This is a genomic window from Methylobacter sp., assembly GCF_023227905.1.
Taxonomy (GTDB): domain Bacteria; phylum Pseudomonadota; class Gammaproteobacteria; order Methylococcales; family Methylomonadaceae; genus Methylobacter_A.
Window position 1 is genome coordinate 34,583 of record NZ_JALOCF010000017.1, and the last position, 26,247, is coordinate 60,829.

At 51.0% G+C, this 26,247-nt stretch carries 20 protein-coding genes; 11 read left to right on the forward strand and 9 right to left on the reverse strand.

Annotated elements, in window-relative coordinates:
* Positions 1 to 41 precede the first annotated feature (41 nt).
* Positions 42 to 3,167: an exodeoxyribonuclease V subunit gamma gene (gene recC / locus M0R47_RS09075; protein ID WP_292553401.1), complete on the forward strand. Its 3,126-nt coding sequence runs from the start codon at positions 42 to 44 to the stop codon at positions 3,165 to 3,167.
* Between the two features lie 319 nt (positions 3,168 to 3,486).
* Here recC and M0R47_RS09080 read toward each other — a convergent pair whose 3' ends face one another.
* Positions 3,487 to 4,005, reverse strand: a complete 519-nt coding sequence (locus M0R47_RS09080; protein ID WP_292553404.1) for a hypothetical protein — start codon at positions 4,003 to 4,005, stop codon at positions 3,487 to 3,489.
* Positions 4,006 to 4,213: 208 nt separating this feature from the next.
* Positions 4,214 to 6,532: a SulP family inorganic anion transporter gene (locus M0R47_RS09085; RefSeq protein WP_292553407.1), complete on the reverse strand. Its 2,319-nt coding sequence runs from the start codon at positions 6,530 to 6,532 to the stop codon at positions 4,214 to 4,216.
* Positions 6,533 to 6,698: 166 nt separating this feature from the next.
* Here M0R47_RS09085 and M0R47_RS09090 point away from each other — a divergent pair, with 166 nt between their 5' ends.
* A complete protein-coding gene (locus M0R47_RS09090; RefSeq protein ID WP_292553409.1) occupies positions 6,699 to 7,373 on the forward strand; it encodes a response regulator transcription factor in 675 nt (224 codons plus the stop codon).
* On the forward strand, positions 7,363 to 8,730 hold the full coding sequence (locus tag M0R47_RS09095; protein WP_292553412.1) for a sensor histidine kinase N-terminal domain-containing protein: 1,368 nt from the start codon (positions 7,363 to 7,365) through the stop codon (positions 8,728 to 8,730). The genes M0R47_RS09090 and M0R47_RS09095 overlap by 11 nt, the downstream gene beginning before the upstream one ends.
* A 93-nt stretch (positions 8,731 to 8,823) precedes the next feature.
* Here the strand turns inward: M0R47_RS09095 and M0R47_RS09100 are convergent, their stop codons facing one another.
* The gene (locus M0R47_RS09100) at positions 8,824 to 10,119 is read right to left on the reverse strand and encodes a lipopolysaccharide biosynthesis protein (RefSeq protein WP_292553414.1); all 1,296 of its coding nucleotides are present in this window, start codon (positions 10,117 to 10,119) and stop codon (positions 8,824 to 8,826) included.
* 463 nt (positions 10,120 to 10,582) lie between these two features.
* Between M0R47_RS09100 and M0R47_RS09105 the strand changes: the two genes are divergently transcribed.
* Together M0R47_RS09105 and M0R47_RS09110 are read left to right on the forward strand one after the other, a co-directional pair.
* Entirely contained in the window at positions 10,583 to 12,136 is a 1,554-nt protein-coding gene (locus tag M0R47_RS09105) for a porin (RefSeq protein ID WP_292553416.1), read from the forward strand.
* Between the two features lie 252 nt (positions 12,137 to 12,388).
* Positions 12,389 to 13,816 (forward strand): hypothetical protein, encoded by a 1,428-nt coding sequence (locus tag M0R47_RS09110; RefSeq protein WP_292553417.1) that lies wholly within the window; start codon positions 12,389 to 12,391, stop codon positions 13,814 to 13,816.
* Positions 13,817 to 13,855: 39 nt separating this feature from the next.
* Here the strand turns inward: M0R47_RS09110 and M0R47_RS09115 are convergent, their stop codons facing one another.
* The 4 genes from M0R47_RS09115 to M0R47_RS09130 form a co-directional block, all read right to left on the reverse strand.
* The gene (locus M0R47_RS09115) at positions 13,856 to 14,173 is read right to left on the reverse strand and encodes a chaperone modulator CbpM (RefSeq protein ID WP_292553419.1); all 318 of its coding nucleotides are present in this window, start codon (positions 14,171 to 14,173) and stop codon (positions 13,856 to 13,858) included.
* A 4-nt stretch (positions 14,174 to 14,177) separates the two neighbouring features.
* The gene (locus tag M0R47_RS09120; protein WP_292553422.1) at positions 14,178 to 15,125 is read right to left on the reverse strand and encodes a DnaJ C-terminal domain-containing protein; all 948 of its coding nucleotides are present in this window, start codon (positions 15,123 to 15,125) and stop codon (positions 14,178 to 14,180) included.
* Positions 15,126 to 15,271: 146 nt separating this feature from the next.
* Complete coding sequence (locus M0R47_RS09125; RefSeq protein ID WP_292553424.1) at positions 15,272 to 15,709, reverse strand: Hsp20/alpha crystallin family protein; 438 nt, start codon at positions 15,707 to 15,709, stop codon at positions 15,272 to 15,274.
* Positions 15,710 to 15,842: 133 nt separating this feature from the next.
* Positions 15,843 to 16,448 carry a CPBP family intramembrane glutamic endopeptidase gene (locus tag M0R47_RS09130; RefSeq protein ID WP_292553425.1) on the reverse strand — a complete coding sequence of 202 codons (606 nt, stop codon included), beginning with the start codon at positions 16,446 to 16,448 and terminating at the stop codon, positions 15,843 to 15,845.
* 85 nt (positions 16,449 to 16,533) lie between these two features.
* Here M0R47_RS09130 and M0R47_RS09135 point away from each other — a divergent pair, with 85 nt between their 5' ends.
* On the forward strand, positions 16,534 to 16,791 hold the full coding sequence (locus M0R47_RS09135) for a YcgL domain-containing protein (RefSeq protein ID WP_292553427.1): 258 nt from the start codon (positions 16,534 to 16,536) through the stop codon (positions 16,789 to 16,791).
* A 415-nt stretch (positions 16,792 to 17,206) separates the two neighbouring features.
* On the opposite strand, the gene dcd is transcribed toward M0R47_RS09135, so the two are convergent.
* Together dcd and apbC are read right to left on the reverse strand one after the other, a co-directional pair.
* Positions 17,207 to 17,773: a dCTP deaminase gene (dcd, locus tag M0R47_RS09140; protein WP_292553429.1), complete on the reverse strand. Its 567-nt coding sequence runs from the start codon at positions 17,771 to 17,773 to the stop codon at positions 17,207 to 17,209.
* A 210-nt stretch (positions 17,774 to 17,983) separates the two neighbouring features.
* Complete coding sequence (gene apbC, locus M0R47_RS09145) at positions 17,984 to 19,075, reverse strand: iron-sulfur cluster carrier protein ApbC (protein ID WP_292553430.1); 1,092 nt, start codon at positions 19,073 to 19,075, stop codon at positions 17,984 to 17,986.
* Positions 19,076 to 19,263: 188 nt separating this feature from the next.
* Here apbC and metG point away from each other — a divergent pair, with 188 nt between their 5' ends.
* The 5 genes from metG to tadA all read left to right on the forward strand — a co-directional run bounded on the left by metG (position 19,264) and on the right by tadA (position 26,177).
* Positions 19,264 to 21,282 carry a methionine--tRNA ligase gene (metG, locus tag M0R47_RS09150; RefSeq protein WP_292553432.1) on the forward strand — a complete coding sequence of 673 codons (2,019 nt, stop codon included), beginning with the start codon at positions 19,264 to 19,266 and terminating at the stop codon, positions 21,280 to 21,282.
* 343 nt (positions 21,283 to 21,625) lie between these two features.
* Positions 21,626 to 22,207, forward strand: a complete 582-nt coding sequence (rsxB, locus tag M0R47_RS09155; protein ID WP_292553434.1) for an electron transport complex subunit RsxB — start codon at positions 21,626 to 21,628, stop codon at positions 22,205 to 22,207.
* Between the two features lie 337 nt (positions 22,208 to 22,544).
* Positions 22,545 to 24,011, forward strand: a complete 1,467-nt coding sequence (guaB, locus tag M0R47_RS09160) for an IMP dehydrogenase (RefSeq protein WP_292553437.1) — start codon at positions 22,545 to 22,547, stop codon at positions 24,009 to 24,011.
* A gap of 127 nt (positions 24,012 to 24,138) precedes the next feature.
* Positions 24,139 to 25,725, forward strand: coding sequence for a glutamine-hydrolyzing GMP synthase (gene guaA, locus M0R47_RS09165; RefSeq protein ID WP_292553440.1), 1,587 nt, complete (start codon positions 24,139 to 24,141; stop codon positions 25,723 to 25,725).
* Positions 25,716 to 26,177 carry a tRNA adenosine(34) deaminase TadA gene (gene tadA, locus M0R47_RS09170; protein ID WP_292553442.1) on the forward strand — a complete coding sequence of 154 codons (462 nt, stop codon included), beginning with the start codon at positions 25,716 to 25,718 and terminating at the stop codon, positions 26,175 to 26,177. The genes guaA and tadA overlap by 10 nt, the downstream gene beginning before the upstream one ends.
* Positions 26,178 to 26,247: the final 70 nt, after the last annotated feature.

Consider the following 26,247-nt stretch of genomic DNA (forward strand, 5'->3'; position numbering starts at 1 on the left):
TCAGCTGATTTTTAAAATGCCCACGATAAATTCAAGCGCTCATGTTCATTCTGCACAGCTCCAATAAAACCGAAAATCTGGTCCTTCACCTGACCGCCGTCATCGAAAACTCGCCGCTGACATCGCCCTTTGCCAAGGAAGTTTTTTTGATTCAAAGTCAGGGCATGGAGCGCTGGTTATCGCAGCAATTAGCCAGCCAATTCAAAGTCTGGGGCAATTACCAATTTTTATTTCCGGGCAAGTTTTTCAGCTCCCTGGCGCAGAACATCGACAGCCGTTTAAGCGATGCGGCTTTCGAGCGTAATTTGATGCTGTGGCGGATAGAGGCTTTGTTACGCAGGCTCGACGGCGAGGTGTTTTTACCGTTGACGCAATACCTGTCCGGCGAAAATGTCGCCTTAAAACGCTATCAACTGGCACAGCAGCTATCGCAGATTTTCGACCAGTACCAGATGATGCGGCCGGATATGCTGGAAGCCTGGCAAAAGGGCCGGTTGCTGTATCAAACAACAACCGAAGCATGGCAGCATGCACTGTGGCTGCAAATAACCGAACAGACCGGCAGCAAGCATCGCGGCTCGTTGTGGCTGGATGTGATCGCCAAACTCAATGGCGCAGAGGAAGGCGCATTCAGTTCGCAGCTGCCGGAGCGGATTTCGGTGTTTGGGCTTAATACCATGCCGCCGTTATTCTTGAGCTATTTACAAGGCCTGTCCAAGCATTGCCAGTTGCATCTTTTCCTGCTCAATCCGGCGCAGGATTTCTGGGCCGATCTGGCCGGTAAAAGGCAGCGCACCCTTGACGAAAGCTTTAGCGGGCATCCGTTGTTATCAACCTTAGGCCAGCAGGGACGCGAATTTCAGGAAATGCTGCTGGAGCAGGCGCAGTTCGATTTCGAACCGGAAAGCTTTGAGCCGAGCGAGGCGCGCACTAATCTGCAATGGCTGCAAAACGGCATCTTGAATAACCGGCTGGACGGTCAGGCTTTACAAGCGGACAACTCCATCAGCATCCATGCCTGCCACTCCCGGATGCGCGAAGTGGAAGTGCTAAAAAACCAGTTGCTGCAAGCGCTGGAAAACGATGCAACGCTGGAGCTGCGCGATATTGTAGTCATGGCGCCGGATATTCAGGTGTATGAGCCGTTTATTTCCGCCGTGTTCGACGATATTCAACATGCCATCGCTGACCGAAGCCTGCGCCTAAGCAACAACGCGCTGGATGCGTTCATCCGTTTTTTGGATTTAAGCCAAAGCCGTTTCGGTTGGCAGACGGTAGTGGATTTGCTGGAGCAGCCAGTGGTATATCCGGGCTTCGGTTTGTTCGAGACCGACCTGGAATTGATCAAACATTGGGTGCGGGATACCCATGTACGTTGGGGGCGGTCGGCGCAACACAAGCAGGAACTCGGCCTGCCCGAGCTTAGCGAAAACACCTGGCAAGCGACATTGGACAGGTTGCTGATGGGCTATGCGGTGGGCAGCGATCAGGATTTTGTTGCGGCGGTGCTGCCTTACCGGGATATTGAAGGCTCATCGGCGCAGGCCTTGGGAAGCCTGTGCGATTTTATGCAGCTGCTGTTTAAAGCCAGCAAGGAGCTCAAGCAAGCAAAACCGTTAAAAAACTGGAGTACGCAGCTTTATTATTATGCAGACCAGTTATTGGCGGCGGCGGAACCGGTCGAGCGTCAGCAGCTTAACGAACTGTTGGCGGAGTTATCCGCCGAGCTGGCCACAGTGCATAATGACGATGTCGATCTGCAAGTCATCATCAGCTGGCTGAAAGGCATGGTTGCCGAGCATAAATCGGCGAACGGTTTTTTGCGCGGACAGCTGACTTTTTGCTCGATGTTGCCGATGCGCTCCATTCCCTTCAAGGTGATTGCGCTGCTAGGCATGAATGACGGCGAGTTTCCGAAAATCGACCGCCCCCCGACCTTTGATCTGCTGGCTAAAGACTTTCGCAAAGGCGACCGCTCGCACCGCAGCGATGACCGCTACCAGTTCCTGGAGATCCTGCTGTCGGCCAGACAGCAATTGATCGTGACCTATATCGGCCAGTCGATCAGCCATAACGATTCCATTCCGCCGTCGGTAGTGATCAGCGAATTGCTGGAAGCTTTACCGTGTGAAGGCGGCCTGATTACCCGGCATCCCTTGCAACCGTTCAGCCGACGCTATTTTGACGGAACGGAAAATCTGTTCAGCTTTTCCGAGCCCGATTGCGAAACCGCAAAGGCGTTATCCGGCAGGGGCAACCAAGCCGCTATAGGGTTGTGGTGGCAAGGAACAATCCCTGAAACAAATGTGGGAACGGAAGTGATCGATCTGAGCGAATTGTTCAGTTTTTTCCGGCATCCCCAACGTCATTTCATGCAACGGCAAATGGATCTGCGCTTTACCGGCATGAGGGCCAATGCCGAAGAGCGCGAGCCGTTCAGCATTGCCAAGCTGGAAGGTTACGGTATTTATCATGAATGGATACACGACGGATTAAACGGCAAGCCGGTATCGGTAAAAAAACTCCAGGCGCAGGGGCGGTGGCTGGCAGGTGTGCCGGGCGAGTTGGAGTTTGAGCGGCAGCAGCGCGTGATTAATGAATTTATCATGCGAATAAAAGGTAAAAATCTGGGCGCGCCCTTGGATGATTTGCCGATCGACATCACCGTCGGCGGTTACCGCCTGGTAGGCAAACTCGGCAATCGTTATGAATGCGGCAGCCTGTTTTATCGCTATGCCGACCTTAAGGGCAGGGACTTTATCTGTGCCTTATTGCATCACCTGATTATTAACCGGCACCAAGAGCACTCGACGTTTTTACTCAGTACCGATGAAGACTTAGGCTGGCTGCCTGAACATTGTCAGCCGGAACATCTGACCGGACTGATCCAAATATACCAACTCGGCCAAAGACAGCCCGATGCGTTTTTTGTGGATCCGGCGCTGGCGTACATTAAGCAGGCCCACAAGCTGTCAGCCGGCAACCGGGCGTCAAGGTCTGCGCTGAACGCCGCCATAGAGCAACTGTCCAGAATCGCCCAGCAGCCCTACGAGCCGGAACTCCGGCGGCTTTACGGCAATGTGTTGGATATCGGGCTGGTGCTGGGAGAATCGTTTGAGCAGCAATGCCAGACTCTTTTGCAGCCGATGTGGAATGCAGTGCATTAAGAACTTAAATGCGACGAAAGCGGCAATCTCCGGTGCTTTGATCCCAAGGGCTTCCGGCTTTTTCTGATTAAGTACAGAGTATCGCTATTGAGCCGGACAAAAAAATGCCGGCCTGATCGTTACCGGCCGGCATTAGCTGAAGTCCCGTAGGTCGGGCATGCTGTTTATGCCCGACCTATAGACTTCAAATATCGGCCAACGAAAAAGCTGTTGTCCGACCTACCCGGTAAACCAAAGGAAAAACTTCGTGTCCTTCGTGTTCTCTGTGGTGAATAATTGTTTATCCCGGCTTGGATAATACTTTTTAACATACTCGCAATTAATACCGGTTCAAATCCAAAATAGCATCCACAACCATCCCTGTTCCCATCGCGATTAGCAGTATGTCGGACCCTACGCGCGCATAACGGTACCCTGGCAGTGGCGGCCCCATCTGCGAAATGACCGACGGAGGCAGATCGTAGTAAATCACGTTACGAGGAAGCGGTCGGCCTATAGCCCACTTTTTTGCCTGGCCCGGCGGCATGCAGCCGTTATTCTTCTTGGCGAGTCCCGGCGGGCAACGGCCGGTACGAAACTGCTCACTATAATAGTCGCGGACAATGGTTCGATGCCGATCATCAAAATAGTGACGTTCTTTAGAGTTTCTTGCGTTTTTTGAATGAAACGACCGGTCATCGTAGCCGCTGTCATGATGTTGTTTCTCACTCCGTTGATGTTTATCGGCCTTGTTTTTACCATCCCATGAGGGCTTGTCGGCGAGCGCCGGGCCGGTCGCCAGTATTGCGATGATTACAGGGATTAACGCGTGACTCATTTTCAAGGTAAATTGCTGCATGTCCTACTCCCGGTAAAAGTTAATAAATCCTCACTGTCTTGTTTGCGCTAATGCACATAAAAGCTTTTTAAGTATGTCGGATAATCATGTCGGGAGCAATTTTCAAATCAGCTAACTTGATGGACTGCATACTTTTAATTGAGCCGGACAAAAAAAATGCCGGCCTGATCGTTACAGGCCGGCATTAGCTGCTGAGGTAAAGAGGAGGTTAGCTGGTTTTAGTATCGGACTGTTCCCAGAACCGGTTGGCGATTAAAGTATCGAAAAGCCCCAGTTGATCGCCGAAATGTTTAATCGCAACAACTGGAATCGGCGAATCCGACATGACCTGCGAGGTTACGCTGCCGAGCAGAATAGTCACGGCGGAGCTGTGGCCGCGGGTGCTCATGACGATCAGATCGGCTTCAAGCTCTTGGGCTCTGCGCAAAATGGCGTTGGCCGGGATGCTGCTTTCGACAAAGTCAGGTTTTACCGTTATGCCATGAGTGTCGATAGTTGACAAAAACTCCTCAAAGGCATGCACTTCATGCCATTTAACTTCGCTGACATGTTCTTCGTAGCGTACCGTCGAGGCGTCGAAATAGACATGCATTGCCGTTATCTCGCTTAAGCCGTGCCGTTTTGCCAATGCTGTCGCTTGCGATAAGCTGTCTGCCGAAGGGCTGGAAAAATCGATTGCGACGAGAATCCGCTTGATGTCGCGGCCGGTATGCTCCGGAACCATCCAGACCGAGGCTTTGGTGACCATTGCCAGACGGCGGCCCAGCGAGCGCTGCCCGGAACGGCTTTTGCGATGGCCAAGCAGAATCAGGTCGGAGTTGGAGGTAGCCGTATACTCGATCAGCTTGTCGAGGCGCGACGTTCCGCTCATGACGTGATGGTTCAATTTCAAGCCTTCAATAGGTGTGTCGAAATATTTTTCAACTTCATCGCGAATGCGCTGTTTGATAGATTCCTGCTGTTTCGCCTGAATCGGATGTTTTTGCGGTGGAATCACATGCACGAAATGGAATTCCTTACTGAGTTCCCGCTTGGCAAGCTTGGCTGCGTATTGCAGTAATTCAGAATCATCCTCATCGGTCATCGCCAGAGGAACTGTAACGCAGTTGAAATAGCCGGGCGAAGCGGTGATTGCTTGCAGTTCGCCAGTGACTTCAGCAGGCTGCATTTCTTCGTGCTTAACCGGTTTATCCAGGAATTTGAACAGCACCGCATAAAGAATCAAGGCTGACAGAACGCCGGTCAAAAAGTCGGTCATCGGCACCATAATCGCGGTATAAACCATCAAACCTGCATGAAATTTGTTGTGGTTAAGGACTTCTTTGATCTCAGCCGGTTTAAACATGTTGCTCGCCACCCACAGTAAAATGCCGCCGATACAAGCCATCGGCACAAGTTCCAGATAGCTGGCTATGTAATAAGCCAAAGCCAGTTTGAGAATTGCCTTGAAATAGCCGGCCAGCGGGGTAACGGCTCCGGCCTTGATGCTGGTCGCGGTCCGGGCCAAGGCGCCGGTACAGGGAAAGCCGTTAACCATCGGTACGATAACTTGCACCAGACCCTGACCCCAGAATTCCTTGTCGGGGTTGAACGGGGTCTTGCGGTTGTCGGCCAGGCGGTCGGCCATCGACGAACATAATAGACTCTCAACGCCGGATACAAAAACGATGGCTAAAACGAAATAAACAATGTCAACAAGAACGCCTGAAGTCATAGCCGGCAATATTGGCGGCGTGAACACGAAAAAATGATTCGGGATGGAGCCGTAAATGTCGCCGACAGCGACAATGCCTTTATCGCTCAATAATGTTGCCGAAACCAACGTCGATGTGGCGATGGCGATTAGCGGGGCCGGAATGAATATCGAAATGCGCAGCAGAAACTTGGTCAGGAAAAAAGTGCCCAGACCGATCACGACCGACCATCCGTTTATTTTATCCAGACTAGAGAACGCCAGCTCAACATTACGCGAAAAATCGTTGGCCATGTCCATGCCTTGGCCCACAATATCTCCAAGGCTTTTCACTCCCAGAATATCCTTGAGATTGGTCAGCGCGATAACGGCCGCAATGCCGACAGTAAAGCCGACGACGATCGAATTCGGCACCAATTTGGCGTATTTGCCGAGGCCGAATACGCCCATCATCATCAGTATCACCCCGGCTATGATCGATACCAGCACCAGAAAACCGTGCGCCGTCTGCAATGTTCCGCCGCCAGCTTCGCCATACTTGGCTACCAGCCCGGCAATTAACGGAATAAAGGCGGCGGTAGGACCGTAGACCTGATATTTTGAGCCACCCCAGGTCCGGCCCACCGCACAGGCCAACGCACCGGCAATAATGCCCTGTTCCGGACGAAGTCCCATCGCCATTGAAAAACCCATAGCCATCGGAATCGCGGTCAGCGCTACGATCAAGCCGGCGCTAAAGTCCCGGTACGTTGTCTTTATCCAAGTGTCGCGGGTTAAATCCTCCCAGCGACTATCGAAAAGTGTGTTGAAAAGTTTTAATCGTTGCAAAATCATTGATGGTATCCTCGTGTATGGGACATGCTAATCCTTACGGCTTCCTTGGTCAGTCCATCCTGTAACTCTTGGCTTAAACAGCAGTGAGTCTTTGGTCGGCAACCATTAAGTACGTTGTTATCCTAGCTCTTTAACCTTTCAAGAACCTTTCGCAACACCCTGAGATATGAATATTTTATTGATAGAAGACGACGCCGTTCTGGCTGACGGCTTGACTCATACCTTGAGCGATAGCGGCTATTCGGTGACCTCCGCTATGACCGGCGCTTACGCAGAACAGTTACTGCTGGCTCAAGACTTCGATTTGATCGTGCTGGATTTGGGGCTACCGGATATGGATGGACTGGAATTGTTGCGCAGACTGCGCAGCCGGAAAATCCCGCTGCCGATTTTAATCCTGACGGCGCGTGACGGTATCAACGACAGGATCAACGGTATTAAACAGGGTGCTGACGACTATATGACCAAACCTTTCGAACTCCGGGAATTGGAAGCCAGGGTGCATGCGCTGATTCGGCGTTGTTACGGCGGTTTTAGTAACGATATAGTCATCGGCCGGCTGGCGCTGGACACCCATAACCATCAGGTCCTGGTCGACGGCCAGACCATCAGCCTGTCAGCGCGGGAATACGGGGTACTGGAAATACTGCTGGTTCAGGCCGGCAAAGTCGTCAGCAAAGACCGTATTGCGCAACGCTTGGCCGTGGACGGCGACGCGCTGACCGATAATGCCGTGGAAATCTATGTGCATCGGTTACGCAAACGCATCGAACCGTATGGCGCGGTGATCCGGACGGTACGCGGGCTCGGTTATTTGCTGGAGCGCTCCGATGACCAATAAACAGCGGAGTCTCAAAACGGAAATTCTTTTGCGATTGGCGTTGCCGCTGATTTTTTTTATCAGCATCGAGTCCGTGCTGTCCTATTTTGTCACCCTGCACCATGCTGACGTGGCTTACGACCGCTGGTTGCTCGATTCGGCACGGTCATTAGCGCAGGAAATCAAAGTGCGCAAAGGCAAGGTGTTCGTCGAATTGCCTCCTGCCGCGTTGGAGATATTTAAATGGGATGAAACGGATCAAACTTATTTCAAAATCATCTCGGAAGAACAAGGCATGCTGACGGGCGACAAATTCGTGCCCGAGCCGTTTGATGCGGAAACCGACTGGACGCGGCCGGTTTTTTTTGACGATAAGATGTATGGCGAACCGGTCAGGGTAGTGTCCATGCAAATTACACGTGAAAATGCCCGGGAAAAGGTTTTTGTCCATGTCGCCGAGACCTTAAATAAACGGCGGAAAATGATGGTGGATATTTTGTTGGCCGACCTGGTGCCGCAAATGGTGCTGGTTTTGTTGGCAGGTATTTATCTGGTGGTCGGAGTAAGGCGCGGCTTGCAGCCGTTACATACCTTGGCAAATGAAATTGCCAAGCGCTCGCCACGCGACTTGCGGCCCATTCCAGAGCAGCACGTTTTTCTGGAAGTGCGGGCGCTGACCGATACCATCAATGATTTGCTGGAACGGTTAGGGCATGCTATTGCCGCCCAGCAACGCTTTATCGCCAATGCCGCTCACCAATTGCGCACCCCGCTGGCAGGCCTAAAACTGCAAGTTGAGCGCGCGCAACGTGAACAGGATTTGCCTGCGATGAAACCCGCCCTAGTGCAAATTCAGGGCTGCGCCGACCGCATGTCGCATCTGACTACGCAATTATTAGTTTTAGCCAGGTCGGAGCCGATCAATGGCGATTTTGAATTGCGACCGATCGATTTGTGCAAATTAGCTAAGGAAACCTGCATGGATTGGGTGCCTAAGGCATTGCAGCGGCATATGGAGCTCAGCTTTGAAGGCTCGAAGCGGGCCGTGTATGTGCGTGGCGATGACGTTCTATTACGGGAGTTGCTGGCTAACTTGTTGGACAACGCCATTTGTTATGGGCGCGACCGGGGCAATATAACGGTTAAAGTCGAGTCTTATCCAGCGCCTTGCCTGAGTGTTGAAGATGACGGCCCAGGCATACCCGAGGCTGAAATCAGCAGAGTATTCGAACGCTTTTACCGTATTCCCGGAAGCTTCGGCGATGGTTGCGGATTGGGGTTGCCGATCGTCAAGGAAATTGCCGACCTGCATAAAGCCAGGCTTGGGTTAAGCCGAGCCAGTGTAGCGGGAGGCACCCGGATCGAGCTTAGTTTTTAAGGAGACGTGTGAACATAAACCCAGTCGGGTTGAGTTTATGCTTTAGATAGCCTGGGTACGCGCTGAAAAACAATACCCGTTTCCAGTGGCGCGCTATTTACCGAACAAATTACGCATATGCCGATTGGCTAGCCATTTCAGGCTGACAAATAGCAGCATGGTCGGTATGGCGTAAGCCAATGCAACGCCGGTTGCACCGTAGTAGGAGCCCAACATATAGCTCAATCCTATCATGCTGACCGTAGCAAATGACATTAAGCTGACGACCACGCGATTGCGGCCCATGAATTGCAGATAGTAGGGCGAGTCGGAAAACAGGGTGCTAAAAGCGGCTCCGGTCGTGGTGATGAATAAGGCTTGGTAACCTTGGGAAAAATCGGAGCCGAACAGGTCGAGTATTTCTTGCCCCCAAACGCCGATAATACTCAGAAAAACTGCGATAAAGCCCGCGATCAAGCGCATGCGTTTATCGAGTAGGGCTTTGATGCCGCGTTGGTCTTTGCGCTCCAGCAAAACCACCAGCATAGGCAGATAATAGCGATTGGTCGATGTGCCGATCAGCGAAATCAAGGCCGATGTTTTCATGGCAACAGCGTAAGTTCCGACCACCGCTTGGGACGGGTGCAACACTTCCAGGATGATAATGCCTGCGCTGGTGAGTACGGTCATCATCACACTGCTGAGCAACAACGGCAGTGAATTTATCAGCCACCAGCGTCGGCCTTTTGAGTTGGCTTCTGCCTGTCTGAGCGCTCTTGGACTGGCCGCTCGCGCCGTGATTATCATTAGTATCAGTGTCAAACACCAGGCTATACCAAAACACAGCACTGCCGAAACAGCTGTCAGCTCAAATTGAAAATTGTGTAAACCGGTAATCAGAAGCAAAAATACCGCAGGCAGAAAAAAGCGATATAAAGCAAAAGCCAGAATCCGCACACCGTAGACGGTAATGACTTCAACCAAAAACAGGCAAAGCGCAATCACCGGCAGAAAGCCGGAGTAGACAATAGTCACTGCGTGATAATCGGTCTTATGCAAGGGCAAAAAGGCACCCAGCCCTAAGCTGAGCAAGCCCATCAGTAAAATACTGAACAGTATGATCGTGCGCAACGAAAACAGCCAGAAGCCACGCAGACGCGGCCAGTTTTTGCGCTCGATATACAGGGAAACCAGACGCAGGGCGTATTTTTCGAGACCTAATGTTGCCAGCGTCGATAGCAAAGTGACGATGGATATTGCCACGCTGTAATCACCGAAAGCCCCGATAGTAAGATGTCTGGCCAGAAAAATATTCGCCCAATACATCAGCGCATAATTGGTCAGGCTTAAGCCAAACAGCATCAGGGAACTGAAGTTATTGGGATGAACGGAAAAGCCGGGGTTCAACATAAATCCGTTAAATTGATTGTTTTAGTGGGCGTGAGTATAAAGCAACAGACTGTGCAATATGATGACAATAGCGGATAAATTTTCTCAAGGATGGAGATAGTGGTGGGTCGCAAAGCATCTACTTTGGGTATTTTATCTTACCGTCTGCATCTGTAGTGGTGTGTTCACGGTTTCCATTATTCAGGCAAAGCAAGCTTTGAACTTCGGTATCTGTAGTTTTTGGCGGTCAAAATTTACTTTGGTCAATTATGCAGTATTTTTGTTGCTAAAAAGATAATTGGTAATCTGCTGGATTTTATTGAAAATTTCACCAAGATCTAACGATGTCTTAAATTCTTTGTAGATCCGCAACCGCGTATCGCTTTTGTTGCGCTGTCATGAAGTTGTCATGAAGCTGTCATTAAGCTGTCATTTTATTTCCATATTCTTGCTCAAACTTTTTGATAACAACCAAGAGCAAAACATGAAAATATCTAAACTTACATTGGCAATCGCTACCGTTTTAGGTGCAGGCGCAACATCCGGCGCTTTTGCCATGGATCTTTATGTAGATACCAAAACCAAGCAGATCTATGCAGAGCCAGGCCATGGCCGGGAACTGATGGGTTCGTTCGAAAAAGTCGATAAAGCTGCCAAGACAGTTGATAGAGAACAAAAACTGGATCAAGCGGAAATTAAAGCGATCCGTGAAGATCTGGCATTAAAAGAAAACTCCATCAAAGCCTTGCAAGAGCATGCCGATGCGGATTCAGCGGCTGATTCGGTTAATGTTAAGTTGGATAATAAAGGGCTTAACTTTGAAACAAAGGATAAGAACTTCAAGTTTAAGCTGGGTGGTCGTATTCATGCCGATGCAAATTACAGCGGCAATGATAATTTTGTTGCAAGAAACCCCGTAACAGGCTTACCAAATGGTACGCATCATGAAGCCAATGACGGCACGGAATTTCGCCGCGCACGTATAGATTTTAACGGCACTTTCTACAAAGACTGGAGCTTCAAAACCGTAGCGGACTTCGCTGATGACAATGTCCGTATGAAGGATGTATTTATTCAATACAGTGGCCTGGAGTACGCGAATATTTTCGCAGGTCAAATGAAGCAAAACTTCAGCCGTGAGTTGCAAGAAAGTTCTAACGATATGATGTTTACCGAGCGTTCATTAATGAACGTATTAAACGCACCGGTTGTCGACCGTGCGATCGGTTTGAATTTTGAGAGTAAAGCCCCGAAACACTGGATGGCGGAAGCCGGTATTTTTGGAAACTCAATTACGCCTGCCAGAACCACCGGTACTGAAGTTGCCAATGCCGGAGATGAAGGATGGGCTGTTAACGGACGCGCCACGTATGCGCCGATCGAAGAGAAGGGCAAGGTTGTGCATTTAGGTATCGCCGGTAACTACCGCAAGCCGGATGATAGCGGCGATGTCGCTTCGAGCAGAGCGCTTCGGTTTGAGTATGAAACCAATCACATGTCTAACCTGTTGTTATTAGATAAAACAGCTCAAGATGTAGACAATATCAAGATGTTAGGCCTGGAAGCTGCCGGTTTGTATGGGCCGTTTTCAGCAGGCGCTGAATATACCAGAATGTGGGTTGACCGGAAGCAAAAAGGCACAGGGGTAGTGGCTGCTGATGGCGGTTCAAGCAATCTGGAGCTGGACGGCTGGTATGTCGACGCAGGCTGGACTATCACCGGCGAATCACGCAAGTACAAGGCAGGCAGATTTTTCAAAGTGGAGCCTGCGAAGAAGTTCAGCCTGAAAAATGGCGGATGGGGCGCATGGGAACTGGCGACACGTTATTCGGCAGTTGACCTGAATGATGGCGGTTTCCGCGGCGGCGAAATGTCGGCTGTCACTGTCGCTTTAAACTGGTATCTTAACAATAATATCCGTTTAATGGCTGATTACAACAGAGCGTTCAGCATGAACAACACCGCTGTTGTTACACCAACAGGCGCTGATCCGGATAATAACGATACTTTCACAGTACGTGCCCAGTTAGCGTACTAAATAAACCCAAGCATCAGCTGAACGCAAAGCCGCGCTGGAAAGCCAGCGCGGCTTTTTTTATTGGCAAGAATTCATATATGATGGCTATTTTAAATATCAGGCCAGAAAGCAAGTTCCTGGCTTGCCAAATGGTCGTCAACGAGGTTAGCGGTGAAAGTTAGTCCCTTCATTAAATTTATACCAATTTTGTGCTTGGCCGGATGCGCAACCGCGCCTGTTCCGCCTGCTACTGTTAATTGGAACATAGAGCCTGTGAGTGTTTATGACTCGGGCCACGAAAGAGGTACGGAAATCGTCAGCATTCAGCAATCCACTTTGCGGGCCGTGCTTAGCAATTTTGAGACAGGCGAAGCTGATGTACTGGATGTCAGCAAGCCTGAGCACTTGCGCCGGATATCCCGCTTCAACCTGAGGCTGGATACAGGTGAGGAACTGACCTCGGTTGCGTTTCATCCTAAGCTGGATGTGTTTGCAGCAGTTATCGATGCCGGTAACAAGCCCGGCAGGCTGGAGATTCGTTCGGCGTCAACCGGTTTTTTGATAGATCGCGTCATCGTCGGCTTTGGGCCAGATTCGGTGGTTTTTTCCGGAGACGGCAAGTTTGCCATGATCGCCAATGAAGGCGAAGATTTTTTGTTTGAGCCGTCAAGTAAGCAGTTTTTCACGCCGGAAGGCAGCATTTCTATCGTTTACTTAAGCCCGTCCGGGCACATTGAGCGCCACAAAAATCTGGAACTGGCGAACTCGATGAATTATGAAGGCTTCGTGGTAAGCAAAGGCGGCCGGTTTATGGAAAGGGAAATCGATTGGAATGGCGATGGTGTTATCAGCAAGAACATGGATTTTGACGGCAACGGCAAGATTGACAAGAAAAAAGTCCTGCTTGGATATATTGAAGGACGGGAAGTTTTCGGCTCGGAAACTCAAGGCGAGAAGAAAATACTTATTCCGATCAGAACCCATTCTCCAGCCTTATTGGAGCCGGAATATATCGCTATTACACCGGATGCAAAGAAAGCCTATGTCACCTTGCAGGAAGACGATGCGGTTGCGGTCGTCGATTTAACCAGCGAGCAAGTCATCGGCTATTACGGCTTGGGCGCGAGCCAGCATAAAGTTGATGCCCGCTATGACGGCTGGGTGAAATTCGACCAATCGATGACAGGGTTGCGCGAACCCGACGGGATTACCACGGTAGCTAATGGCCGTTATTTCGTTACGGCCGATGAAGGCGACACAGACGAGGATAATGGTTCTGCATCAGACAAGGATCAGCCGGTTAGCGGCGGACGTACGGTCAGTGTTTTCGATGCGGCGACTGGTGCTTTGCTGGGCGATACCGGCAACCAGCTTGATGAGTTTGCATTTGCCAATAAAGTCTACCCGGATCGGCGCAGCAATAAAAAAGGCTCGGAGCCGGAAATGCTGGTTTCCCTGGAACTGGACGGCGTACCGTATGTTGCCGTAGGCATGGAAAGAGCCGGGTCGGTTGAATTAATTTCCCTGGCCGATCCTTTTCACCCTAAAGTAGTCGCTTTGGGCAAGATTGCCGGCGATGAAGACAAGTCGCCCGAAGGCATCGCCCATTATGTCGTGGATGGCGAGCATTATCTGCTGACAGCCAATGAAATGAACGGAACTGTGGAGTGTTTTAAAATTGCTCGGCAAGGTGCTGAGTAAGAGGTTGCAAGCAGCAGGGCAGATGGATATTTCTGATCTTCAACCATGCTGCATTTTTTTCAGTTCAGCACGCAGGTTTTCAAGCTCTTCCATCAAATCCAGCGCCAGCGCGATGCCGGCCAGATTAACGCCCAGATCGCGCTGTAGCCTGAGCGCAGAACGCACCCGCACCAAGCTTGCGCCTGAAAAACGCCACACCTGTATTTCATCCCCTTGCGGCTCGATAATGCTTTCTTCAACCAGGCTGATAACCCACTCTGCGTGGACGCCGCAAGCATGGCATAGTTGCTCAAGGGTCAGGCTGTCCTCTTCGATGACCGTTCCGGTATGTATGGGCAATAGATCATGTGAACTCATAGGCTTATACCCCAAGCGACTGGCGCGGGTTAAAATTAAGTTCTTGCTGCATCTTTTGATAGACCGCCTTGGCGCGGTCGGTGTTTGCCGGCGGCAGGGCGATTTGCAGCACCACGAGAAAATCGCCCGGCGTTTTGGTCGGTAAGCCACGGCCTTTTAAACGCAGTTTGCTGCCTTGCCGGGAATTGGGCGGTATTTTCAGGTCAACTTTTCCATCCGGCGTCGGCACTTTGACGGTGGCGCCTAATGCCGCCTCCCAAGGCGTGACCGGTAAATCCAGATAAATGTCGGCGTCGGAAATCCGGTATAGCGGATGTGGATTAAAGGCTATTTCCAGCAGCAAATCGCCGGCTTTGCCGCCGCCTGAGCCGGGGTCGCCCTGGCCGGACAGCCGGATATGCTGGCCGGGTTTAATGCCTTTGGGGATTTTGATGTTCAGGCTCCTTTGCTTGACCTGTACATGGCCGCGCGCATCCATCTCCGGCGCGCTCAGGGTAATATTGCGAGTCGCGCCCCGAATGCTGTCTTCCAGGTCGATATAAATTTTGGCATGCGCATCCTGGCCCCGCGCCTGGAATCCGCGCGTACCTTGTTCGGAGGTACGAAATCCGCCTTGCCCGAACAATTGCTCAAAAAAATCGCTAAAAACGCCGCCACCGCCGCCGGTAAAGCCGCCGCCTTTAAATTCGAAGCCTTCATCCCATTTGGGTGGCGGTCTGAAATCCTCGCCGGCTTTCCAGTTGGCGCCCAATCTATCGTAAGCGGCTCTTTTTTCAGGGTCCTGGAGCACTTCATAGGCCTCGCCCAGTTCCTTGAATTTTGCTTCGGCATCCTTTTCCTTGCTGACATCGGGATGATATTTGCGCGCCAGCTTGCGGTAGGCGCGTTTGATCTCATCCTGAGTGGCGCTCCTGGATAGTCCCATGATCTTATAATAGTCTTTATATTCCATGTGGTGCCTGTCCGATTACAATTGAATTAGCCCGGAAAACCAGGTTGGATTTTGATGCTGCAACAAATCAGCGATGGATATTCAGCGCAGCAGGTTTGCCAGACCTGCTGCAGATTGTTTAAGTCAAATATAATGAGGGCTTGGAATTATTCCTCGGACATTACATTGATGCGTTTTGGTTTAATGGCCTCCCGTTTGGGAATGACGATTTCCAATACGCCGAGTTTGCATTTTGCATTGATCGCCTCGCCATCGGCAGAATCCGGCAGGCTAAAACGGCGGTAAAAAGACCCCGATACTCTCTCGACCCGTTTATAGCCTTCTTTTTCGGTTTTGGCTTCGGCTTCTTTTTCGCCTTTCACTGTCAAAACTCCGGCTTCCATGCTGATGTCGATATTTTCCGGCTTGACTCCGGGAATGTCGACATAGATAACGAATTTATCGGTTTCTTCTTTTATATCGACTGCGGGCGTCCATTCGGCCGTTGCAACCGAACCCTCGCCTGGTTTTTCTTCCCGTGAAAGCGATAGTTCTCTTTGCAGTTGATTCAGTAAACCCCATGGTTCATAACGTATAACAGCCATTTTTTGTCTCCTAATGATTAATGTCTTAATGCAATAACAAACTTAAAAACGATGATTTGTCTTTCAGCAATTATGTGGGGGCGGCGGTTTTTTTTGTCAAGTGGCTGAATTGAATTGATGCTGGATTTTAATATTACTTTTTGGGCTCGGTTAAGCGGCTTGCCCGGTACGCATGCATTAAAGCGATAAACGCCAGGAAATCGTACAGGCCGTGAATAACAATCGGCAGCAGCAAATTCCTGTCGCCGCCATAATCCATGGCTAAGCTTAAATACATTCCGGTTAAAGTCGCCAGCACAGCATAAAGCGGCGTCACGGCATGAGCCAGGCCGAAAATGATATTGCTGACGACCAAGCCTGCGGTCATGCCCCAGGACGATTCAATCCAGGGCTGGATAACACCCCGGAACAGCAGTTCTTCCGATAGCCCGGCAATCGATGCGAGCACCAGCAAATCAGTCCAATGGTAACGGTACAAGCCGGGTGCCAAGGTTTCAAACAGCACTTTCCTGATTTTTGCCACTGGCTCCGCTTGTATCTGCTCCATGCTCAGATACAGCAAAAACAAAGGCGCGGTCCCTATCACGCCATAAGCAATGGCTGACTCTGAAAAATGCAGGTAAGCGAAAGGGTCGATGCCAGCGATCCAACCTAAAATAATCGCGACCAGAATCAGGGCCGCTTCAAAAGAACAAGCCTTTTTAAAAAACTCATCGGGTTTGATCTGATAGTTAGCCATTGGTATTAACGGGACAGTAAGAAAAGGCCATTCTAATCAAAAATGGTTAAAATAGTCGTTTGATTCATTATCTGCGACTGACCCTATGCTGTGTTTTATTTATAAGAGCTTGAAAAAAGAACATCTTTATTTGTACGTTGATACAAAAGATGATTTTTCCAAGGTGCCGGAAGCGCTTTTCGGCAGCTTTGGCAAGATGGAATTTGTGATGGAGTTGGAACTGACGCCGGAACGCAAATTGGCTAAGGAAGACGCCGGAAAAGTGCTGACAAGCCTGAAAGAAAAAGGTTTTTTTGTGCAGCTGCCGCCGATCAATCTGCCGGCGCCGTTAACTATTCAATAGTTTTGATAAAAGCATAAAACCACGAAGGCACGAAGAGCACGAAGTTTTTTACCTTATTTTTTCGTAACTGCTCACGCTTTAAAATCGTTAAGCCGGCTTTAAAGTAGCCAAAGCAAGCTTTGGACTCCAGGAAATTTAGATGGCGGAGTTCAAAGCTTGCTTTGAACTTTACAATTCTAAACACTCCTTACCTTTTTGTGTTTTCCATTGAGCCGTTCACACGAAGTTTTTTCTCCGTGTTCTTCGTTGTCGCCTCGGCAACTGCTCCTGCGTCGCCTAAAGCGCCTAATGTTGGTGCTCTCGGCAATTGCTCCCTGCATTGCTCTACCTCCTCCATCCGTGGAGTCGTACCTCCTGCATCCTTGCAGTCGTAGAGGCGCCTATTTTTGGCTTCGTGGTGAATTATTAAACCTGCTTACGCTTTCGGTAAAGTAACGCCGGTCTGGCCCTGATATTTGCCGCCCCGGTCTTTGTAAGAGGTTTCGCAAATTTCGTCGCCGCCAAAAAACAGCATTTGCGCAACGCCTTCATTGGCGTAGATTTTTGCCGGTAGCGTGGTGGTATTGGAAAACTCCAGCGTCACATGGCCTTCCCATTCCGGTTCCAGAGGCGTTACGTTGACAATGATGCCGCATCGCGCATAAGTCGATTTGCCCAGGCAAATCGTCAAGACATCGCGGGGAATGCGGAAAAATTCAACCGTTCTGGCCAAGGCAAACGAGTTTGGCGGAATAATGCAGACATCGGACTTAACATCGACAAAGCTGCTTGAATCAAAGTCTTTAGGGTCGACGATCGCAGAGTTGATGTTGGTGAAAATCTTGAATTCGTCTGAACACCGGACATCATAGCCGTAACTGGAGGTGCCGTAGGAAATCACCCTGCCGCGTTCCGAATCCCTGATCTGGCCGCTTTCAAACGGCTCGATCATGCCATGTTGTTCCGCCATGCGGCGTATCCACTTGTCCGACTTAATGCTCATGGAGTATTACTACCTGAATTGATGTAAAAAACAGGATTTTAGCATAGAACTTGGTAACTTCTCATCCACAGGCAGCGCAAGGATTAAGCATGGAAGTTGAATGAACACCCGAGGTTAAAAGTTTTTTATTCACCACGAAGGACACGGAGAACACGAAGTTTTATATTTTTTTCTTCGTGCTCTTCGTGTCCTTCGTGGTGAAAAAGCTTTTTACGTATTCTGCACAACGATCCTGGGGAATTTTGTCGTGAAATCCTTGGCCTTTAACGCCAATCGTGCCGCTGTTTTGCGGGCGATTTGCTTGTATATCTGCGCCGCGCGGCTGTCCGGGTCGGCGACCACGGTCGGTCTGCCGCTATCGGCAAATTGCCGGATGTTGATATCCAAAGGCAAGGAGCCCAGAAACTCAATCCTGTTGCGCTCGGCCATCAACTTCCCGCCGCCTTCGCCGAATATGGCTTCTTCGTGGCCGCAGTTGCTGCAAATATGGATGCTCATGTTTTCAACCAGGCCCAGTACCGGCACGTTAACTTTCTCGAACATGCCCAAGCCGCGTTGGGCGTCAATCAGCGCAATATCCTGCGGCGTGGTGACGATAATCGCGCCGCTGACCGGAATCTGCTGGGACAAGGTTAGCTGTATATCGCCGGTGCCGGGCGGCAAGTCGATAATCAGGTAATCCAGATTGTCCCAGTTGGTGTCTTTAAGCAGTTGCTGCAAGGCATTGGTTACCATCGGGCCGCGCCAGATCATGGCTTGGTCGGCCTCGACCAGATAGCCGATTGAATTGGTCTGTACGCCGAAAGCGACCTTGGGCATCATGGTTTTGTTGTCTTTGCTTTCAGGAAAGCCTGAAAGCCCCAGCATCATCGGGATGCTGGGGCCGTAAATATCCGCATCCAGAATGCCGACATTGGCGCCTTCCGCGGTCAGAGCCAGCGCCAGATTGACCGCCGTTGTCGATTTGCCGACGCCGCCCTTGCCGGAAGCCACGGCAATAATGTTCTTGACGTTGGGCAGCGGCTTTAAGGCCTGTTGCACGGCATGGGAAACGATTTTTACGCTGACTTCGACGCTGGCATCGCCGATGCCGGGAAGCGTTTTAAGCAGCTCTTCAACCTCGGCTTTAAGTACGGGTAAATAACTTTTAGCGGGATAGCCCAGCTCCAGTTTTACGCTGACGTTGTTGCCGTCAATCGCAATGGCCTTGACCGATTTTGCCGAAACCAGGTCGGTTCCATTGTTGGGGTCGATAAATGTTTGCAGAAGATCTTCTACCGCTGCTTTTTCGAGGCTTGCCATGACCATGCTCCATAATTGTTAATAAATTCGCCTGATCAATTACCAAGCATAAAACTCAAGATATAGGCCATTTTACCGATTTCAACTCGCTATTGCACTTGTTGGCTGCTTGATAATCGTAGTTTGCGTTTATTTTATGCCATAATAACCAGCTAATTTTGCCTTCGAATTGCTTGAGCTTTTACACTATGCCAGATAGAAAAATTCTCGTCACCAGCGCACTGCCTTATGCCAACGGCCCTATCCATCTCGGCCATCTGGTTGAGTACATTCAAACGGATATCTGGGTGCGTTTCCAGAAACAACGCGGCAACCTCTGCTATTACGTTTGCGCGGACGACACGCACGGCACGCCGATCATGCTCAGGGCGGACCGCGAAGGCATTACCCCGGAACAACTGATCGCCCAGGTCGGCAAGGAGCATCTGGCCGATTTTACCGAGTTCAGCGTGGCCTTCGACAACTACCATAGCACTCATTCCGAAGAGAATAAAACCCTGTCATCGCTGATTTACGAACGTCTGCGCGATGCCGGACACATCAGCTCACGCAGCATTACCCAAGCCTACGATCCGGTTAAGAACATGTTCTTGTCCGACCGTTTTATCAAAGGCGAATGCCCCAAATGCGGCGCGGCCGACCAGTACGGCGATGGCTGCGAAGTCTGCGGCACAACCTACGCGCCGACCGAACTGAAAAACGCGGTTTCGGCCATTTCCGGCGCAAAGCCTGTCGATAAAGACTCCGTGCATTATTTTTTCGATCTGGCCAACTTTAGCGACATGTTGCGTGATTGGACCCACGCCGGCCACTTGCAACCCGAAGTCAGCAACAAACTGGCCGAATGGCTGGACGGCGGCTTGCAGCAGTGGGACATAAGCCGCGATGCGCCGTATTTCGGTTTTGAGATTCCCGACGCGCCGGGCAAATATTTTTATGTCTGGCTGGATGCGCCGATTGGTTACATGGCCAGCTTTAAAAACCTGTGCGATAAACAAGGGCTGGACTTTAACGAATTCTGGTCCAAAAACAGCGACGCCGAGCTGTACCATTTCATCGGCAAAGACATTATCTATTTCCACGCCTTATTCTGGCCTGCGATGCTCAGCGGCGCGCATTTCAGGACGCCGAGCGCGATTTTTGCGCACGGCTTTTTGACCGTGAACGGCGAGAAAATGTCCAAATCGCGCGGCACGTTTATCAAAGCCCGGACTTATCTGGATCATTTGAACCCTGAATACCTGCGCTATTATTTTGCCGCCAAGCTCAGCGCCGGGGTCGATGACATCGATTTGAATTTCGACGATTTCAGCCAGCGGGTCAATTCCGATCTGGTCGGCAAAGTGGTCAACATCGCCAGCCGTTGCAGCGGTTTTATCGCCAAACGCTTTGACAACAAGTTATCCGAGCAATGTTCAGAACAAGCCTTGTTCCATGAATTCGTTAAGGCCAACACGCAAATTGCCGAATTTTACGAAACCCGCGAATTTGGTAAAGCCATGCGCGAAATCATGGCACTGGCCGATAAAGCCAACCAATATATTGATGAGCTTAAGCCCTGGCTGATTGCCAAGGAAGAAGGCAAGGATCAGGAACTGCACGAAGTTTGCACCATGGGCCTCAACCTGTTCCGTTTGCTGGCCGTTTACTTGAAGCCGGTTCTTCCGGTGCTGGCAGGTAATGCGGAAAGCTTTTTAAACATCGAAGCACAAGCCTGGCCGGTTGATGCCAAGCCTTTGTTAAACCACGCGATCAACGAATTCAAACCGTTGATGACAAGGGTTGAGGCCGATAAAATCGCGGCGATTATTGAAGCGTCCAAAGAAAATCTGGAAAAAACCGCCGAGCCGCCAAAAGCGAAAACATGCGAGCCGATTGCCGACACCATCGAGTTTGACGATTTCGCCAAACTGGATTTACGTATCGCCAGAATCATCAAGGCCGACCACGTCGATGGCGCGGACAAGTTGCTGCAGTTGACCGTGGATATCGGCGATGAAACCCGCAACATCTTTGCCGGGATTAAATCCGCCTACAGCCCGGAAGATCTGGAAGGCAAGTTGACTTTGGTCATCGCCAACCTGGCGCCGAGAAAAATGCGTTTCGGTGTATCCGAAGGCATGGTGCTGGCGGCAGGTCCCGGTGGCAAGGACATCTGGGTTTTAAGCCCTGATGAAGGCGCGCAGCCGGGCATGCGGGTTAAGTAATACCAAGAGGCAAAGTGGCCGCCGGGCAGAATTTATCGTTCCCGCGCTCCGGTGGTGCTCGCCGTTATACAAGTGTATTTCAGAGTCGTCATCATGGACAAAAAGGCATATACCGGTTACCGGATAACGTTGCCGATTAGACCTTCCAGGTTTTTAAAACCTGGAAGGTCTGCCTCTCGCTCCGTTTCCTGCCTAACGTCAGGCCAGGGACTGTCGGGATGACGAAAGCCCGCGGGATACTGGCATATAACGATGAACGCTCCGGCGTCCCGCAATGCCAGAGCGTTGCGAACTGAATTCCCTCGCCGGAGCGTAGGAACTATTAAAAGACCCTATTCAAAACATGTCTGTTTCAACTAAATCTCCCACCTTGATCGATCAAATCAATGCCTTACTGCCGCAGACCCAATGCGGGCAATGCAGCTTCCAAGGCTGTCGCCCCTATGCCGAGGCCATCGCCTCGGGCGCAGCGGACATCAACCAGTGTCCGCCGGGCGGCGACGAAGGCATACGCGATCTGGCCGAGTTATTGGGCGTTCCATCCAAACCGCTGAATACCAAATTCGGCGTCCACAAGCCGCCAAGCGTCGCGTTTATTATTGAAGAAGACTGTATCGGCTGCACCAAATGCATCGCCGCCTGCCCGGTCGATGCGATATTGGGCGCGTCAAAATTCATGCATACGGTCATAGCCGCAGAATGTACCGGCTGTGAATTGTGCATAGCGCCTTGCCCGGTCGATTGCATCGTCATGCAGCCCGCACCGCCCAGCAATACCGAACGGAGTCGGGCGCAAAAATCCGCACAGGCCAAACGGCGTTATGACGCGCGCTGCTTGCGCAAGGAAAAAGAAGAGGCTGAAAAAGCGGAGCGGGCGAAAAAGAAAAGGCTGGCGTTGCTGAAGATGCAAGCGGTGAAAAAATAGATAGCAGAGACCAGTTTTACGCCACGAGACTGCAAGGATGCAGAAGGTAGAGCAGTGCAGGAGCAATAGCCGACGACTCCACGGATGGAGGAGATAGAGCACCAACAGTAGGCGCTTTTAGGCGACATACAATATTAAATACAGTCGGGCATAAAGAATCTCCGATTGGAAAAATTAGGGCAGGGATAATAAACCTAAAAGCTAGATACCGCAAACCCACGCCTGCCTAACCAGAAAATCCAAAATTATTCAACAAAATATGGGTTTCGCTCGCGCTCCACCTATCCTACGCTGTATAATACACGGTTATTTTTCACTGAGTTATAAGGTGTGGTCTATGCAAATTCTTCAGGAAGCGCTCACGTTTGATGACGTTTTATTAGTGCCTGCGCACTCGACTGTGCTGCCACGCGATGTAGAAATGAAAACAAAGCTGACGCGGGGCATTACGTTGAATATCCCTCTGGTTGCTGCGGCGATGGATACGGTTACCGAAGCGAGGCTGGCGATTGCGATTGCTCAGGAAGGCGGTATCGGCATCATTCATAAAAACATGACGGCTGAGCAGCAGGCGAGCGAAGTGCGCAACGTCAAGAACTACGAGAGCGGTGTGATCAAGAATCCGATCACGGTTTCGCCGGATGTGAGCATTCGGGACGTTATCAACTTGACCCGCTCTAAAAATATTTCCGGCGTGCCGGTGGTTGACGGTGATGAGTTGGTCGGCATTGTCACCAGCCGTGACTTGCGTTTTGAAACGCGCTTTGACGAAGCGGTTTCAAAGGTCATGACGCCCAAAGAGCGTTTGATTACCGTCAGCGAAAATGCCGATCGTAAAGAAGCGGTGGCTCTGCTGCACAAGCATCGCATCGAAAAAGTGCTGGTGGTCAATGATGACTTTCATTTGCGCGGCATGATTACCGTAAAAGATATACAAAAAGCCAAGGATTATCCGTTGGCTTGTAAAGACGAACATGAGCAGTTGCGGGTCGGCGCAGCAATCGGCACCGGCCAAGGCACCGAAGAGCGGGTCGCCGCGCTGGTTGCCGCCGGCGTCGATGTAATTATCGTCGATACTGCGCACGGCCATTCTCAAGGCGTGCTGGACAGGGTGCGTTGGGTAAAACAGAACTATCCCGATGTACAGGTCATCGGCGGCAATATTGCTACGGCGGCTGCGGCGTTGGCCCTGGTTGAAGCGGGCGCCGATGGCGTTAAGGTCGGCATCGGCCCCGGCTCTATTTGCACGACCCGTATTGTGGCCGGTGTTGGCGTACCGCAAATTACCGCGGTCAGCAATGTTGCCGATGCGTTAAGAGGAACCGGTGTGCCGTTGATTGCCGATGGCGGTATCCGCTATTCCGGAGACGTCGCTAAAGCGCTGGCTGCGGGTGCCTATGCGGTGATGTTAGGCGGCATGTTTGCCGGTACCGAAGAAGCGCCGGGAGAGATCGAGCTGTTTCAGGGGCGGTCTTACAAATCCTATCGCGGCATGGGTTCATTGGGCGCGATGTCGCAACAGCAAGGCTCCAGCGACCGTTATTTTCAGGAAGAAACCGAACTGGCCGAAAAACTGGTGCCGGAAGGCATTGAAGGCCGGGTGCCGTATAAAGGCAGTCTACTGGCTGTTATTCATCAGTTGCTGGGCGGTATTCGCGCCAGCATGGGCTACACAGGCAGCCAAACGATTGCAATCATGCATGAAAAGGCGCAGTTTGTGCGGGTGACCAGTGCCGGTATGCGGGAAAGCCATGTGCATGATGTGACTATTACTAAAGAAGCGCCTAATTACCGAATGGAGTGAGTTTTGGCGAAAGACGAAAGGCGAAGGGCTAAAGGTTAGGATTGACCTAATTTGAAGCACGGTTTTTTCGCCTTTCGTCCTTTGCCCTTCGCCCTTAACCTTTCGCCTGATCTAAAAGAGCTCTATCGTGAATCAACAATCTCCAAACATCCATAGCCACAAAATCCTGATCCTGGATTTCGGCTCGCAATACACCCAGCTCATTGCGCGGCGTATCCGAGAAATCGGCGTTTATTGCGAAATTTATTCCTGCGAATGCAGTACGGAACAAATCAAAAAGTTCGCGCCTAATGGCATTATTTTATCCGGCGGCCCTGAAACGGTAACTAGCGGCGATACGCCAAGAGCGCCACAAATCGTTTTTGAATTGGGTGTCCCTGTGCTGGGCATTTGCTACGGCCTGCAAACCATGACCGAGCAATTGGGCGGCAAGGTTGAAAGCTCCGATCACAGGGAGTTTGGCTACGCGCAAGTCAGGGCGCGCGGCCACTCGAAACTGTTGTTCGATATCGAGGATCATCTGTCGCCGGAAGGCTTTGGTCTGCTGGATGTGTGGATGAGCCATGGTGACCGCGTGGTCGATTTGCCGGCCGGTTTCACGCTGATTGCCAGCTCGGACGGCGCACCGGTTGCCGGTATCGCCAATGAGGACAAGGGTTTTTACGGTTTGCAGTTTCATCCCGAAGTGACCCACACCAAACAAGGCGGACGGATATTGTCGCGCTTTGTGCTGGAAATTTGCGGTTGCGAAGCGCTGTGGACTTCCAGCAATATTATCGAAGACAGCATTGAGGTTGTCCGTAAAACGGTCGGTACCGATCATGTGATTTTGGGTTTGTCCGGCGGCGTCGATTCGTCGGTCGTTGCTGCATTGCTGCACAAGGCCATTGCAGATCAGTTGACCTGTGTTTTTGTCGATACCGGTTTGTTGCGTTTGCACGAAGGCGATCAGGTGATGGCGACTTTTGCCGAGCATATGGGCGTTAAAGTGATCCGGGTGGACGCTGAGCAGCGCTATCTGGACGCGTTGAGCGGCATCACCGACCCGGAACAAAAACGCAAAATCATCGGCAGTCTGTTTATTGATATTTTCGACGAGGAAGCCGCGAAAATAACCGATGCAAAATGGTTGGCGCAAGGTACGATTTATCCTGATGTGATTGAATCGGCCGGCTCCAAAAGCGGTAAGGCGCATCTGATAAAATCGCATCACAATGTCGGCGGTTTGCCGGAAAATATGCTGTTAAAATTGGTTGAGCCGTTGCGCGAACTGTTCAAGGACGAAGTCAGGAAACTAGGTGTAGAGTTAGGTTTGCCTGCGGATATGGTTTATCGCCATCCGTTTCCCGGTCCTGGTTTAGGCGTGAGAATTTTGGGCGAAGTGAAAAAGCAATACGCTGATTTGTTGCGTCAGGCCGATGCCATTTTTATTGAAGAATTGTATCGCCATGAACTTTACGACAAGGTCAGTCAGGCTTTTGCGGTATTTCTGCCGGTCAAGTCGGTTGGCGTGATGGGCGATGGTCGGCGTTATGATTACGTGATCGCCATCCGCGCCGTCGAAACCATCGATTTTATGACCGCGCGCTGGGCGCATTTGCCTTATGAGTTTTTGGATCTGATTTCCCGGCGCATTATTAATGAAGTTCCGGGCATTTCACGTGTAGCTTACGACATCAGCGGCAAGCCTCCTGCAACTATCGAATGGGAATAAGCAGTACAACGGATGAAGCATGGATGCGCCATGCGATCAGGTTGGCGCAACGGGCCGAGCAGCAGGGCGAAGTCCCGGTCGGCGCTATCGTGGTCAAAGATAATCAATGCATCGCGGAAGGCTGGAATATTCCAATAATCAGCCATGATCCGACCGCTCACGCCGAGATGGTTGCCATGCGAAGCGCCGGCGTAGTCATGGAAAATTACCGGCTAACCGATGCGACCTTGTACGTGACGCTGGAGCCTTGCGTGATGTGCATAGGCGCTATGAGTCATGCGCGGATTAAGCGGCTGGTGTTCGGCGCCTATGACCCCAAGCGGGGCGCAGTGTGCAATGCATTGAGCCTGACTGACGCGAGCTTTTTAAATCATCGGATCAGCTGGGATGGCGGCGTGCTGGAAGAGGACTGCTCGGAATTGTTGAGGGCTTTTTTCAAGGCCAGACGATAAAGGCATTTTAAATTCAGTCAATAGTCACCGCAGCAATAGGGCTCCTATCCGCTTAATGTGCCCCGCTTGT

Bases quoted from the DNA above. Each gene is read 5' to 3' on its own strand.
- recC (WP_292553401.1), top strand. From the start codon at position 42: ATGTTCATTCTGCACAGCTCCAATAAAACCGAAAATCTGGTCCTTCAC.
- M0R47_RS09080 (WP_292553404.1), bottom strand. From the start codon at position 4,005: ATGCAGCAATTTACCTTGAAAATGAGTCACGCGTTAATCCCTGTAATC.
- M0R47_RS09085 (WP_292553407.1), bottom strand. From the start codon at position 6,532: ATGATTTTGCAACGATTAAAACTTTTCAACACACTTTTCGATAGTCGC.
- M0R47_RS09090 (WP_292553409.1), top strand. From the start codon at position 6,699: ATGAATATTTTATTGATAGAAGACGACGCCGTTCTGGCTGACGGCTTG.
- M0R47_RS09095 (WP_292553412.1), top strand. From the start codon at position 7,363: ATGACCAATAAACAGCGGAGTCTCAAAACGGAAATTCTTTTGCGATTG.
- M0R47_RS09100 (WP_292553414.1), bottom strand. From the start codon at position 10,119: ATGTTGAACCCCGGCTTTTCCGTTCATCCCAATAACTTCAGTTCCCTG.
- M0R47_RS09105 (WP_292553416.1), top strand. From the start codon at position 10,583: ATGAAAATATCTAAACTTACATTGGCAATCGCTACCGTTTTAGGTGCA.
- M0R47_RS09115 (WP_292553419.1), bottom strand. From the start codon at position 14,173: ATGAGTTCACATGATCTATTGCCCATACATACCGGAACGGTCATCGAA.
- M0R47_RS09120 (WP_292553422.1), bottom strand. From the start codon at position 15,125: ATGGAATATAAAGACTATTATAAGATCATGGGACTATCCAGGAGCGCC.
- M0R47_RS09125 (WP_292553424.1), bottom strand. From the start codon at position 15,709: ATGGCTGTTATACGTTATGAACCATGGGGTTTACTGAATCAACTGCAA.
- M0R47_RS09130 (WP_292553425.1), bottom strand. From the start codon at position 16,448: ATGGCTAACTATCAGATCAAACCCGATGAGTTTTTTAAAAAGGCTTGT.
- M0R47_RS09135 (WP_292553427.1), top strand. From the start codon at position 16,534: ATGCTGTGTTTTATTTATAAGAGCTTGAAAAAAGAACATCTTTATTTG.
- dcd (WP_292553429.1), bottom strand. From the start codon at position 17,773: ATGAGCATTAAGTCGGACAAGTGGATACGCCGCATGGCGGAACAACAT.
- apbC (WP_292553430.1), bottom strand. From the start codon at position 19,075: ATGGCAAGCCTCGAAAAAGCAGCGGTAGAAGATCTTCTGCAAACATTT.
- metG (WP_292553432.1), top strand. From the start codon at position 19,264: ATGCCAGATAGAAAAATTCTCGTCACCAGCGCACTGCCTTATGCCAAC.
- rsxB (WP_292553434.1), top strand. From the start codon at position 21,626: ATGTCTGTTTCAACTAAATCTCCCACCTTGATCGATCAAATCAATGCC.
- guaB (WP_292553437.1), top strand. From the start codon at position 22,545: ATGCAAATTCTTCAGGAAGCGCTCACGTTTGATGACGTTTTATTAGTG.
- tadA (WP_292553442.1), top strand. From the start codon at position 25,716: ATGGGAATAAGCAGTACAACGGATGAAGCATGGATGCGCCATGCGATC.